We start from the raw sequence: 13612 nt of genomic DNA on the forward strand, positions 1-13612 counted from the left end.
TCATTAGGTCCTTTACTCCGAAATCGGTTTCCGCCCAGCAAATCCATCTTCTTTGCTGTGATAATACCGAATTCTGTCCTCTCCTTGTTTCCAGCAAAGCAGGACTTCATGTCCTTCTAGCATTGACGGGAAATCAACCAGTCCTGTTTCTATATCCTTGAGCTCAACACCGGTCGTTTGGAAATTCTGTATGAGTCCGCGGGCCTCGATCTGAATAAATTCCAGTTCGGCTTCCATCACGAAAAAAGGATCTTTCTCCTTGTGCGGTTTCTCGGCAAGTTCGTTTTTCATGTCACGAAGCTCTACATATTTCTCTTCAAACTGCTGTTTCAATGCCTGCATCTTCTTCAACTCTTGGTCGACAAAAGGGAGCATGGCATTCGCCTCTTCTAGACTAAACCATTTTTTAACAGACATATCACACCTCCATGCCTAATTCTAACAAAAAAATAGATGAACTACGAGTTCTGCGTATGGTCGTGAGGTTCTCCGTGAGCATGTCCATGCTCATCTACATGTGTGACTGAAAGTTCGGCGTAACCGACGCCTTTCAGTACCTGTATCCGCTGCTGCAGTTCGCGTAATTTATGCACTTTGCCCCGAACAACCAAGATTTCCAGGCATTGCTGATGATTCAAATGAATATGCATCGTAGAAATAATCGCATGGTGATACTCATGCTGCAGCTCCATTAAGGTGATGGGCAAATCGCTGACATGGTGATCATAAACCATCACAATCGTTCCCGCTACGTTTTCATCCGGCTGCATGCTGCTTGAAGTGAGCAGCGCTTTGCGTGTAAGATCCCGTATAGCTTCCGAGCGATTATCATAGCCCTGTAAGGCAATTAGTCTGTCGTACTGTTCAATAAGAGATTGCGGCATAGAGATGCCGAACCGCACCAGTGCTTCTTTCTCAGACATCGGTCAATCTCCTCTCGGGCTTACTTATTCCCCTGCTCTAACGGCCCTATACCGAATTCTTCTCTTTAAGACGCATTGGAGCGAAAAACACATCCTCTACCTCATCAGCTGGCAAAGGCCGACTGAAGTAATACCCCTGTATCTTTTGGCAATCATTATCCATCAAAATATCAAGCTGCTCCTTGGTTTCGATGCCCTCTGCAATAACATCCATTTTCAAATATTGGGCCATTGAAATAATCGTGGACACAATAGCTTTATCGTTCTCGTTCTCGGTAATATCCCGAATAAACGAACGGTCTATTTTCAGCTTATGAATGGGAAGCAGCTTCAAATAACTAAGAGAACTGTAGCCTGTCCCGAAATCATCCAAGCTAATCCGTATGCCATAAGCCGTTAACTCATTCAAAATATGGCTGGAAATCGTAGGATCCATCATCATGCTTTCTGTAATTTCCAGTTCCAGATATTGAGGTTCCAGCCCGGTTTCTTCGAGAATGTCTTTGATGTAATCAATCAAATGGCTTTGATGGAATTGTTGAGTGGACAGGTTGACAGAGACGGGAATAAGCGGTCCTCCTGCGTCGTGCCATTGCTTCATCTGGCGACAAGCTTCACGAAGCACCCAGGTGCCCAACTCATAGATCATCCCTGTCTCTTCTGCAATCGGTATGAAGACGCCGGGCGAAATCGTGCCTTTAGTTGGATGTCCCCAACGAACCAGCGCCTCAACGCCAATCATTTGGCTATCTCCTGTACGGATTTGAGGCTGATAATAAACAAATAATTCATCGTTTGGAATCGCTTTTCTCAAATCATTTTCCAATTCGATCTTCTCTTGTAAATGCTCGTTTAATTCATGGCTGTAGAATTGGAACCCATTTTTCCCATTCTTCTTCACTTCGTACATCGCGGTATCCGCATTTTTCAGCAATTGAACAGCGTCTACGCCATCAAACGGAAACTGCGCTATGCCGATGCTTGCTGTGACATAGAAATCATTTTCTTTCAATCGGTACGGCAAAGCGATGACGCGAATAATGCGTTCCGCCAACGCAGTTATGTCCTCAGAATTGTCATTTTCATAGAGCAATGTAAACTCATCCCCGCCCATTCTTGCCAGAATGACTTGGAAACCACTTATGCTTTGTTGAATTCGTTCACACATCTCTTGAAGAAACAAGTCGCCATAGGTATGCCCAAGCGAATCGTTAATCATTTTGAAACGATCGATATCCATGACCATCACAGCGAACGATTTGGGCTTGCTTTCAATCATTTGCGTAAGAACCTGATTAAACATGCGCCTGTTTGGCATGCCTGTCAACTCATCATGATAAGCTTGATGCTCAATTCGGTCCTTGGCTTGCTTCTCCATCGTGATATCCCGCGCAATAATATTGTTGCCGACCACTTTACCATCCAGGATGACGGGTACATTAATGACACTAACATTCACGTTGTCCCCGTTTTGATGGACGATAACCGTTTCATATCGTTGGATTTCTCCACCAAGCGATCTTAGCAAGAACTCCCTTGTTCGTTCCTGATCTTCTTGCACAATAAGGGGATACAAGCTGCTTATGCTTTGATTCTGGAACCATTCGTTCGACAAGCCGGTTAGTTTCGTGATCGCGGAGTTGAATCCTTTTATACGATAATTAAGATCCACCGTAATGATGCCGTCCTGATTGTTCTCAAACAGGGATCTATACCATTTCTCATTCTCCAGCAGCTCTGTATCTTTGCGCGTTAAGCGATTGGAGATGAAAATACCGAATAAGGACAGCCCTAGCGTTAACATAGTGCCGCCAATAATGAAGTAGGCAAGAAATTTCTGATCCAGCACCATGCCTGCCGATAAGGTTGATTTCATGCCCAAATGGAATTGCGCTGCTTGCATGCCAGTATAATGCATCCCGACAATGGCAGCCCCCATAATCAGACCACTGCCCAGTTTCTCCCATATTTTGCGCGAACCTGTGCCTTGACGGAAATAAAAAGACAACCACAATGCCGCGATAGATGCCACAATGGCAATGACGATGGAAAGAACCACATAAACAGGTCGATAGGTAATATCGATCTCCATGGCTGCCATGCCAATATAATGCATAGCCGAAATCCCCGTTGCCAGCAGGGCCCCAGCCAATAGCAATTGACGCCATGTCAATTCATTGCGACACACAACGTAAAGAGCAGCAAAAGAAGCAACAATCGCCACGAGCACGGATTGAATAACGGTTGACAAATCGTAAGCTATCGGAACCGTCAACGAAAAAGCGAGCATGCCCACAAAATGCATGGACCATATGCCCATTCCCATGGCAATTGCGCCAAACAACAGCCATAGCCCTTTGTATCGTCCTCTAGCGTTGCTTATCTTGTCTACTAAATCAAGTACCGTGTAAGAAGCTAGTACGGCAACTATGTAAGAAAAAATGACCAGTTCCATGTCATAAGATCCGTGTACATGTTCCATCTATATAATTCCTCATTTCAATCCATTTACAGTACTCTGGCTCTTGTACTCCCAGTCTCTATACCAAATTCATAAGTTTCTTGACACGCGCTTCCAGTTCAACAAGCGAAAAAGGCTTCGTCATATAGTCATCAGCACCCATGTGCAAACCTCTGACTACATCATCTTCCTTTTTCTTACCTGACAGCATGAGCACTTTCATTTCTCCCTGTATCAAATGAGCATCCTTCTTTAGCTGCTCCAATAAGGTAAAGCCATCCAGCTTAGGCATCATCCCATCCAGAATACAAGCATCGAAATGCTGGCTCCGGAACAAATCCAGCGCTTTTTCACCGTCAGCAGCATGCGTAATGGTAATGGGCAAATGCTCTAAATGAGAGGTAAGAATCGCTCGTAAAATGGGATCATCATCCACAATTAGCAGACTCTTCTTCTGGGTCTGTGCCGCTGCCAATTTGGGATTGACCTCATCTAATAAAGAAGCAGCCATGATGCGATTCCTGCCTTGCTGCTTCGCTTGATACATGGCCTCATCCGCTTTGGACACCCATTCTGCTACGGTCATTCCAGTTCGCCACTCGGAAACGCCCGCTGAGAAAGTAATCGAGAAGGCTTGCCCCCCATATTGGGCTACTGGTTTGGAACGTACTTTGTCTAAAATGTCCCGCATAGTTGCTATCGCTTGTTCTAATGATGTACTTGGCAGAGCAATTACGAACTCTTCTCCGCCAAAACGCGCAAGCAAATCCGTTGAACGCAAATTCACCTGCAGAAGATGCGCTAAGCCTTGCAGCACCAGATCCCCCACGTGGTGTCCGTAAGTATCATTAATTTTCTTGAAGCAATCGATATCAATAAACACCAAAGAAATCGGTGCTGGATAACGATCGATACGCTGAAGCTCCATCTCGATCTGCAAATCGAAATATCGGCGGTTAAACACGCCTGTCAGCGGATCGCGGAAAGCGAGCTGCTCGAAATTTTTGGTTCTTTTGAGCAACCCATAGATCCTCGCCGCCAATTCTTCATATTGAAACGGTTTGGTCACATAATCATCGGCACCGAGGTGAAAGCATCGAACTTTATCTTGCAAATCATTGCGTCCTGATAAAACAATGAGCGGCAGCCATTTCAACGTCGGATCTTCCTTGAGATACTCAAAGAGCTCGTAGCCGGATTGAGGATGCATCATAAGGTCCAGGATAACTAGATCATACGTATGTTGACGCAATAATTTGATAGCGGAATCTACATCAGCCGCTTCGTCAACGACACAATCGTCCAGTTGCAGCCGACGGGTCAAATAGGAACGCAGCACTTCATCATCATCAACGAGCAGCAGCCTGCTCTTGAGCGAACCCAGCATGGAGGCGCTGCTCGGATCCTGCTGCTCATCCAGCTGCATTTCAGTTAGCGCGATATCATACTCCATATTCATTTGGCGAAGGATGGGCTTGCTCCGTTCTACGCTCTCTTGGATCGGAGAATTGGGCAGCAGAATAGCGGCTCCCTCCCCTTCCATCGATTGCGTCCATTCCCACAGATGAACCAGATCTTCGGCAAGCTTGCCGATCCGCACATAGCCAAAAATTGGCGAGCTGCCCTTGAGTGTATGAATAATTCGATAGAATCGCTCTAAATCTTCCGATGCAGGAGCTGCTTGAATGGCCTCAAGATGGGATTGGAGTTGTTTAAGCTGTTTCTCGAATTCACGGATGAATAGTTTTCTCCCCGTTTTGAGAATTCTCTCATCTCTATCCGCTTCCGACTTTGAGTCCTTCGTTGTCTCCAGATTGTTATTGCTCATGTCCAGACAATCACCCTTTTTACATAATAACTAGCTCTATATGGTTCGTACTAAGATTTCAGTAATTGTCCAACTGTATCCAGAAGTTGAATGGGGCTGAATGGTTTTACGATATAAGTCGTTACGCCAGCAGCTTTGGCTTTCTCTTTATCTTTATCCAGCGCTTTAGCCGTTAATAAAATAACCGGCAGCTGGCGATTGACATTATCGCTTTGCCGCAGCCACTCACAAACTTCAACACCTGTGCGCTCCGGCATCATATAATCAAGAATAATTAAATCAAACGTTTCTTTCTCCAGCTGTTCAATCGCCTGTTGACCGTCTTCAACCTCTGTAATGGCATACCCTTCATCGGAAAGTGTCTCCGTAAGCAAAAAACGAAGTGCGAATTCGTCATCAGCAAGCAATATTTTGTATACAGACATGGTGTTCTCCTTAACCTGTTTAATTTCCACTAATTATATCATTTTGTGTCGAAGCAAGGTACTATTATGTTCGTTTCCCAGCCTAAGCGCCAAAAAAAGCTGCCCCAAGGTTCAACCTCCCAGGACAGCTTCTATTCGCAACCTTTATGTAATTCTCCAGGAACCACTGATGATTTCGCTGTGTTATCGTGCTGCTCCACCTAGAATAACGTCCAAGTGACGTGCAGTGTCATAAACCGTCTGAAGCGGACTATGTGCATATAAACCGACTTCAGCCGTCACGGTGTCCGTATAGCCGATTTCTCCCAGAGCCGACCGAACCTCAGCCCAATTGACATCGCCCGCGAGCAGCGGCACAAAGCCATGGCCATTGCCGACGTTTGGTCGATAATCTTTCACATGGACCTTGAAAATACGGGATCCAAGAATCCGAATCCACTGCTGCGGATAACCGTTATGCAAAATATTGCCCACATCAAAATATACACCGACAAAGGAGGATTGCAAATCATCGACATAGGCACGCATTTCAAGCGGTGACAGCAGAAACTTATTCCATACGTTTTCGATGCCTATGCGCACGCGGCGTTTCTCAGCTTCTTGGACCAGCAGAGCGAGTTCCGCATGGCTGCGATCGTAGCACTCATCGTAGGAAGTCTCCTCATTAACAGCTCCCGGCACAACCAGTACCGTATCGATGCCGAGCAGCTCCGCGAGCTCAAGCTGTTTCTCGACAACTCGGCGTCCTTGTTCCCGTAAAACGGCGTCGGCAGAGGAAAGCGGGCTATGCCACAACAATGAGGTAGACAAGCTTCGCAGCTGAATGTCGTACGTCTTGGCCAAGCGTCCGATTGCCTCGGCTTCAGATGCCGTTGTTTCCATAGTCAAACCTACATCGCCTAACGGATTAACATTCAATTCAACTGCGTTATAACCGGCTTCACGGCTGATCTTAAATATTTGCTCAAGCGGTGTACCTTCTGGGAAACACCATTGATTAACACCTTTTAACATAACCAACCTCCTCGGAATCGTTCAGGACAGATCACATGGCAAAATTAAACTGCCGGAATAACAATTCTTCGCTTCGCTTCCGCCGACTCATTCGCTGCCAAGGTGACTTCGAGGGTCACGGCCGCTTCCGAATAGTCGCCAAGCACAAGTTCCTGCCGCCCACTCTTCACCGCGGCGACAAATGCCCGATTCTGTTCGAGATAGAAATCCATCTCCGACGTTACGGTAATATCCTGTGTGTCATCCACGATTCTGAGGGTCATTCCGCTCACTGACACATAGAAGTCATGCCCGAAAAACTCGACATCCCCTCGTCCCACATGACGCGACAAGCTGGTGTTGCTGATCGTGCCTAGCGCTCCGCTGCGCAGTCCGAATGACACGATGCCTACATCATACACCGTTGCTTCCGGGTAATTACGTTGAATATGACGCTGCGCGTAATTCGCCTCCACAAAATCAAATTCACCAGCCAAATAACGAACCAAGTCAACTTGATGCGTAGACTGCTCCACCAGTTGGCCGCCAGAACGGTCCATAAGCCTCCACCAGCCTACATCGGGCATACCGCCAATTCGGTAGGCAAGCACCATATCGACTTGTTTATCTGCCAAATATTGTTTGGCCTGCTGAACGGTGTCCAGATAGCGCAAGCAATAGCCGGATGAATGAATAATCCCGGATTCGCGAATAATCTGCTCTTTGCGGCGCACCTCCGCCATTTGCAAGCCGATCGGCTTCTCCGATAACAGATGAATGCCCCGCGCCGCGGCCGCCTCTTCAATCCCTTCCCTTACAAAAGGCGGTGTACATATATAAAGCGCGTCAATAACGCCCGCATCCAGCATTTCTTCCAATGTTTCGTAAGTTTTGGCACCAAACTGGTTCGCCATCTCCGAAGCCCGAGCCTTGTTGAGATCACAGACGGCCGTGATCGCTGCGTCTTCAATCTGCTGCAAAGTTTTCATGTGGTATTCTGCCATGCCGCCTACACCAAAAAATCCAATTCTTACTTTTTCCATTTGTTGTGCCCTCCCAGACCCTATTTACGACTACACCCTTAGCATATCGAATCAACCAGCACTTGTATTTAGGGAAACCGAACCGCAATTTACGCAAAACGCAACTCGTCTTACACCGGGCCGTTCTGCATACGCTCACTTTTACGCCAAACGGTAGGCGGAATTCCTTCTTGTTCCTTAAACCATTGGGAAAAGGAATGCAGTCTATAAAATCCAATTTGTTCCGCAATTTCGCGGATATCTTTATCGGTTGAACTCAGCAGCCATTTGGCTTCTTGCAAACGGCACTGTTGCTGATACTGTTTGGGACTAACCCCATACATTTGTTCAAAAACGCGGCGAAACGCCGGCTCTGTAAAACCGGCCATTTCGGCCAAATCTGATATGTGAACAGATCCCTGTAAATTTTCACGCATGTAGTCAGCCGCCTTGGTTACGGTCATTCCTTGCAAATCCTGCTGCGAGTGCTCCAGCAAAAAAAGCAGCAGCACTTCCATCCAAGCCATATAGTTCGCGTGCTTTTCTTTGAGGAACGAAGCCTTCATGCGGAGCCATTCCCGGAACAAACGCTCAAGCCTTTCCTTGTCCAGCCGGGATAAAGCCAGAAATACCGGTTGGCTGTCCGCAGCTCCTCCCGTATCGCTGGCGCAACCCAGCTTCCCTAACAGCTCCATCACATTCGGAGGGGCGCCCTGGAGCAGAATAACCCCGAACCGCACTCTGGTTACCGCCTCGAAACGGTGCGGCAAGCTGGATGGAATGATAACGATGTGCCCTGCCTCCATATAGCTTCGCTTTGTCCACTCGAACAAGGCCCTTCCTTCGAGTACAATACTAACTTCAACGGCGGGATGACTGTGAAATCCTTCATCATAAAAATTATCATCATGGGTGCCGATAAAACTGCGGATATCCAGCTCATCTTTCATTGGGCTCACGCCACCTCCAAAGCCATTTGTCGCGTTCGTTTGCTTCTTCTTTTTATTATCCATCATACAACAAAAAAAAGCAGCATCGCATGGGATGCTGCTGCTAAACCTGACTTACACTGATTTCACGTGTCTTGACAATAATTTTGCGGATGCTGTCTTCTGACAAATGAAAGACTTTGATCAACTCCATAACGGTGGAGCCGGTTTGGTACAGCCGGAAAATCTCTTGATTTCGACGCTCAATGATGATGCGTGTTCCATTATTTTCTCCCCATCCAGCGCGTTTTTGCTCTTTCTTAGGGATATATACGATTTCACCTTGGATATATTCTTGTAATTGTTTTAATAGGTTAGGGGGAAGAACGTCCTTCCCGTTCTTGTAACTCATGGTATGAAAACCTCCTCAAATTGTGCAAAGCTAAACTTTGACTGATTTGCAGAGAGTATTCATCGCCCCTTAACCTCCTACCATTCTCAAAAAATGGAATAAAAAAAACACGATCATAATCGTGCCTGTCGGTTGTATATGCAATTATACAATTCAGGTGAACGGTTATTCCACGAATGATATTCAGTTAGGAGACGAGTACCTCTGCGGCGGCCGCAACAATCATCGCTACTGTCATTTTCATTGTGTTCATTAAAAAACACTCCTTTCACCTAATTTGGATTGGAAAACATAGTCAATTCTTACTTTTTGTGTTCACTTCGTGTTCACATTTTTTATTATATGTAAAAAGCGTCTCGCTGTCTACTCGTTAAGTAAATTTAATGCGGAGGCCTTGCGGCCCCCGTTTGGAACAGTGACCTCTGCTTACGCAGAGATCACCTCTGTTTGTGTTGTAATCACCTTGATCACTCCTTTCGTCAGGAATCAGCCGGCCGGCTACATCTCTATTTACTCATATTCCCAGCTTGTTCTCAAGTGAAAGAATCGTTATATTGATTCTTTCCTAATGGGAAATGAATCTAACCGAGCGCCATAACAGCTATCCCGCTGCTGTTCAGCAAGCTGCGGATATCCCGGGCGAACGCCACGGCATGGGCGCCGTCGCCGTGGAGACAGATCGTGTCCGCCTGCAAGCTCAGATCCTCTCCCTCCAGGGAGAGGACCTTCCCCGTGCGGACGAGCCTGACCACCTGCGCCGCCGCATCCGCGGCGCTGTGCAGCAGCGCCCCCGGCTGATCGCGGGGCGTCAGGGTGCCGTCGCGCTGGTAGCTGCGATCGGCGAAAGCCTCGCTCGCGGTTCGCAGCCCCGCGGCGGCGCCCGCCCGCAGCAGCTCGCTGCCGGGCGGGCCGAACAGCGTCAGCTCCGCGCTGACGCTCAGGGTCGCAGCCGCGATGGCGGCGGCTAGCTCATGGCGCTTCGCGGCCATGTGATAGAGCGCGCCATGCGGCTTGACATGCTGCAGGCGTCCGCCTTCGGCGTGGACGAACGCCTGCAGCGCTCCGAGCTGATACAGCGTCAGCTCGTAAGCCTCGGCAGGCGTGATCGCCATCTCGCGCCGCCCGAAGCCCTGCAGATCGGGCAGGCCCGGATGGGCCCCGATCGCAACGCCTTTGCGCAAGCACAGCTGCACGGTGCTGCGCATGGTGGCCGGATCGCCTGCATGGAACCCGCAGGCGATGTTCGCGGAGCTGACGTAGTCAAGCAGCTCCGCATCACGGCCTAGGCGATAAGCGCCGAAGCCCTCGCCCATATCGCAGTTCAAATCAATACGCAGCCTCTCCACTCGGCCGTCCTCCTTTTATTTACGTGATACCGTGATCTTGGTACCAAGCCTGCATTCCTGCTTCCAAAAGCCGCAAATCCATCGCTTGCAGGAGAAGCTGCTCCTGCGCTTCCCGGTGGCTGACTACCTCGAAACGGATCGTTCCGCCCGGCTTTACTTGAGCCACCAGCGGAAGATCCGCTGTAATGACATGGGCGATACGCGGATAACCGCCAGTCGTCTGACAATCCGCCATCAACAGAATCGGTTGTCCTCCTGCAGGCACCTGAATCGTCCCTTGGACGACGGCTTCGGATATCATTTCAGGAGATGCTTCCTTCATACAGAGGTGGTCCCCCTTCAAACGATAGCCCATACGATCGGATTGCGGTGTCACCATAAACCCTTGAGCAGCAAACTGCCATCGACTTTCCTCCGTGAAATGAGCAGCCTCTTTTCCCCATGTCACTCGCAGCGTAGGATTCTCCTCATATGGCGGGCGTATAAGCGTACTCACTGCTCCCACAGGTTGATTACCAGCGAGCCTTTTAACTTCACCTTCACCAACATTCAACTGATCGCCAGCTTGAAGCCCTCTTCCTTCATAACCGCCTAATCCTGCTCGCAAATACGTGCTTTGGCTGCCGAGCACCGATCGGCCCTCAAAACCTCCGCTAACAGCCAAATAAGCCCTGCAGCCTTGTCTGGCATAATGAATAGCCAACTGCTCACCCTGATAGATGTTGAATGGACGCCACAATGGCATGGAAGTTCCGTCGATCTCAGCTTCCATATCAGCTCCGCATATCGCGATTACCATGTCCTTTTGCGCTGTCAGAGTCGGACCTGACAGGGTCATTTCCAATGTACTGGCATCTGCCTTGTTGCCAACAAGTATGTTGGCCGTCCGATGCGCATAAGAATCCATAGGACCTGAGGCGATAACACCGTATTTGCGAAATCCAAAACGTCCTTCATCCTGCAAGGTTGAAAGCAGTCCAGGCTTGCTAACCTCAAAGCCCATAGATTTGCTTCCTTTCCATTGACGCTTCAAACTGCTCTTCCGTAATAGCGACAAATCGCACGAGATTCCCGGCCTTCAGCAAAGATGGCGGGTCATCCTGGGGTCGAAATAGATCAAGCGGCGTACGGCCGATCAAGTTCCAGCCCCCTGGCGTTTCAAAAGGGTATATGCCTGTTTGTTTGCCGCCAATGCCCACTGATCCCGCAGGTATCCGGATTCTTGGCTGCGATTTCCGCGGCGTCGCAAGCCTCTCATCCAATCCGCCTAAATACGGAAAGCCTGGCGCAAAGCCGATCATGAAGACAGGATAAGTCCGCGAAGTATGTAGATGAATAATTGCCTCCTGCGATAGTTGGTGAAAAGCTGCAACAGCTGCAAGATCAGGACCGTGCTGCTCACTATAACAAACAGGTATATTTATAATTTCCTCAGTTTTGTGTGTAGATGTCTCATTCTCATATTCAAAACTCATCAACAACCGGTCGATATGTTGGCAAACAATGTCGTAGGGGAGCTCTGTTTCCGCTATTTTGGCGCGCAGCGCGCCCCTTACTGCCTTGCCAGCCAGATTCTGCTCGTAGATCAGCAAGCTGTCATAATAGATTGTAATTGTTGTATAAGCGGTAACGAGCTCGATAAAGCCAGTAAATCGGTTGTTTTCTATATGGACCGCCAGCCGGCTAATTCGCTCCAGTTGGGCTACGTCGATGCTTGTCCCTAGTTGAATCACAAGGGCTGAATCGCCAAGCGGCTGATAGTTATAACGATCAGAGTGCATTGATTTAGGCAAAGTTCTGCTTTTTCAGCCAGTTTGCACATGTTTCCGGCCATTGATAAGCCTCTGTATGATCTTCAGCCAAGCCAATCCCATGACGCCCGCTCTCGTACACATGGAGGTCAAAAGGAACTTTGTTCCGGCTAAGCGCCGCAGCAAATAACAAACTGTTTTCTACAGGAACAGCCGCGTCGTCGGCTGTGTGCCAGAGGAACGTAGGCGGCGTATCTTTGGTAATTTGTTGATCATTGGATAACAGCGTTACCAGCTCAGGATCTGGTGTTTGTCCCAAAAGGTTATGCATCGAACCCACATGGGCAAACTCTCCGTCGAACGTAATTACTGGATAACATAGTACCATCGCATCTGGTCGACTGCTGTGTCTATCAATTGGATCCTCTGACATTTCATTTCCCGCATCATAATGGGTACCTGCCGAGGAAGCAAGATGACCGCCTGCGGAGAAGCCGAGAATACCGATTCGGTTCGGATCTATGCCCCATTCTCCGGCATGGTGCCGCACCGTCCGGATAGCCCGCTGCGCATCTTGCAGGGGAAGCGGATGCTCGTGCGGAGCCACGCGGTAGTTGAGAACATAGGCAGCAATCCCCAGCCCATTCAGCCATTTGGCAATAGGACCCGCTTCATGCTCGGCACGCCTAGAGTAACCACCGCCAGGACATACTATAACGGCAGAGCTCAAGCCTTCTTTGGCAACAGGATATAAGGTCAAACTCGGACATCCTTGGTTCTCCTCACCGATGCTGCCTGCGGATGCTCCGGGCCATAATTCAATTGTTTCATTTCCACTCATTGTGAAACCCCCTTATTTGATTTTCGTACTAAGATAATAATATCCAATCTTAACCAAGTAGCAAAGAGTCTATTTATAATAAGGAGCTGATCTTCATGATCGTCGCTACAACGGAACAAATTGCAGGCTATGAAGTAACCGAAGTGCTCGGAAGTACATTTGGTGTCGTCGTGCGCGCCCGCGGCATTGGAGGTGACATTCTTGCCTCGTTGAAAGGTCTTGTTGGCGGGGAAGTCACCCAGTACACACAGATGGTGGAAGACGGACGTAAGCAGGCTATGGATCGATTGGTGAAAAACGCCGCCGCTATGGGCGCAGACGCCATCGTGATGATGCGTTTCGACAGTGGTGATATCGGTCAAAATATGAGTGAAATCGTTGCCTACGGCACTGCCGTCCGGACACGCAGGCTATGAATGCGATCACCCCTTTTTTACTCTTTTATGGGGCTTGGTTCGCGGGTATTGTGATTCTTTTCCTACTTGGCTATCTTATCTATGATAAACGATACAAAAACAGCGGTTCGAAAACACCGGAGAAACCGTCCAACGGATTTCTTTCGACACCTGAAGTGTTCATCGATCCCAAGGATGGCTACACGTACAGGGTCTACTACAACCCGCGGTCGGGCGACAGAGAGTATATTCGCGAAAAATAGTCACGACGACGCCATAAAGCCGT

General features: G+C 48.5%; 15 protein-coding genes. 2 read left to right on the forward strand and 13 right to left on the reverse strand.

Going from position 1 to position 13612, the window contains the following annotated elements:
* Positions 1–12: 12 nt before the first annotated feature.
* The 13 genes from LOZ80_RS24075 to LOZ80_RS24135 form a co-directional block, all read right to left on the reverse strand.
* A complete protein-coding gene (locus LOZ80_RS24075; protein WP_238167065.1) occupies positions 13–417 on the reverse strand; it encodes a DUF2203 domain-containing protein in 405 nt (134 codons plus the stop codon).
* A gap of 41 nt (positions 418–458) precedes the next feature.
* Positions 459–923, reverse strand: a complete 465-nt coding sequence (nikR, locus tag LOZ80_RS24080; RefSeq protein WP_189012697.1) for a nickel-responsive transcriptional regulator NikR — start codon at positions 921–923, stop codon at positions 459–461.
* A 46-nt stretch (positions 924–969) separates the two neighbouring features.
* On the reverse strand, positions 970–3405 hold the full coding sequence (locus LOZ80_RS24085; RefSeq protein WP_238167066.1) for an EAL domain-containing protein: 2436 nt from the start codon (positions 3403–3405) through the stop codon (positions 970–972).
* Positions 3406–3463: 58 nt separating this feature from the next.
* The gene (locus LOZ80_RS24090; RefSeq protein ID WP_238167067.1) at positions 3464–5212 is read right to left on the reverse strand and encodes a response regulator; all 1749 of its coding nucleotides are present in this window, start codon (positions 5210–5212) and stop codon (positions 3464–3466) included.
* A gap of 50 nt (positions 5213–5262) precedes the next feature.
* Positions 5263–5637: a response regulator gene (locus tag LOZ80_RS24095; protein WP_238167068.1), complete on the reverse strand. Its 375-nt coding sequence runs from the start codon at positions 5635–5637 to the stop codon at positions 5263–5265.
* Between the two features lie 183 nt (positions 5638–5820).
* Positions 5821–6651 (reverse strand): sugar phosphate isomerase/epimerase family protein, encoded by an 831-nt coding sequence (locus tag LOZ80_RS24100; protein WP_238167069.1) that lies wholly within the window; start codon positions 6649–6651, stop codon positions 5821–5823.
* 44 nt (positions 6652–6695) lie between these two features.
* Positions 6696–7673 carry a Gfo/Idh/MocA family protein gene (locus tag LOZ80_RS24105; RefSeq protein ID WP_238167070.1) on the reverse strand — a complete coding sequence of 326 codons (978 nt, stop codon included), beginning with the start codon at positions 7671–7673 and terminating at the stop codon, positions 6696–6698.
* A gap of 110 nt (positions 7674–7783) precedes the next feature.
* Positions 7784–8602: a helix-turn-helix domain-containing protein gene (locus LOZ80_RS24110; RefSeq protein ID WP_238167071.1), complete on the reverse strand. Its 819-nt coding sequence runs from the start codon at positions 8600–8602 to the stop codon at positions 7784–7786.
* A gap of 103 nt (positions 8603–8705) precedes the next feature.
* Positions 8706–8993, reverse strand: coding sequence for a CD3324 family protein (locus LOZ80_RS24115; protein WP_189012704.1), 288 nt, complete (start codon positions 8991–8993; stop codon positions 8706–8708).
* A gap of 581 nt (positions 8994–9574) precedes the next feature.
* Positions 9575–10339, reverse strand: a complete 765-nt coding sequence (locus tag LOZ80_RS24120) for a LamB/YcsF family protein (RefSeq protein WP_283214696.1) — start codon at positions 10337–10339, stop codon at positions 9575–9577.
* 19 nt (positions 10340–10358) lie between these two features.
* Entirely contained in the window at positions 10359–11342 is a 984-nt protein-coding gene (locus LOZ80_RS24125) for a 5-oxoprolinase subunit C family protein (RefSeq protein ID WP_238167072.1), read from the reverse strand.
* A complete protein-coding gene (gene pxpB, locus LOZ80_RS24130) occupies positions 11332–12132 on the reverse strand; it encodes a 5-oxoprolinase subunit PxpB (RefSeq protein WP_337950973.1) in 801 nt (266 codons plus the stop codon). Before pxpB ends, LOZ80_RS24125 begins: the two co-directional genes overlap by 11 nt.
* Entirely contained in the window at positions 12125–12931 is an 807-nt protein-coding gene (locus tag LOZ80_RS24135; RefSeq protein WP_238167073.1) for an alpha/beta hydrolase, read from the reverse strand. The genes pxpB and LOZ80_RS24135 overlap by 8 nt, the downstream gene beginning before the upstream one ends.
* 95 nt (positions 12932–13026) lie before the next feature.
* Between LOZ80_RS24135 and LOZ80_RS24140 the strand changes: the two genes are divergently transcribed.
* Both LOZ80_RS24140 and LOZ80_RS24145 read left to right on the forward strand, forming a co-directional pair.
* Positions 13027–13347, forward strand: a complete 321-nt coding sequence (locus tag LOZ80_RS24140; protein ID WP_238167074.1) for a YbjQ family protein — start codon at positions 13027–13029, stop codon at positions 13345–13347.
* Positions 13344–13589, forward strand: coding sequence for an HD family phosphohydrolase (locus tag LOZ80_RS24145; RefSeq protein ID WP_238167075.1), 246 nt, complete (start codon positions 13344–13346; stop codon positions 13587–13589). The genes LOZ80_RS24140 and LOZ80_RS24145 overlap by 4 nt, the downstream gene beginning before the upstream one ends.
* The last annotated feature ends 23 nt before the right edge of the window (positions 13590–13612 follow it).

Source organism: Paenibacillus sp. HWE-109 (assembly GCF_022163125.1).
Lineage (GTDB): Bacteria > Bacillota > Bacilli > Paenibacillales > NBRC-103111 > Paenibacillus_E.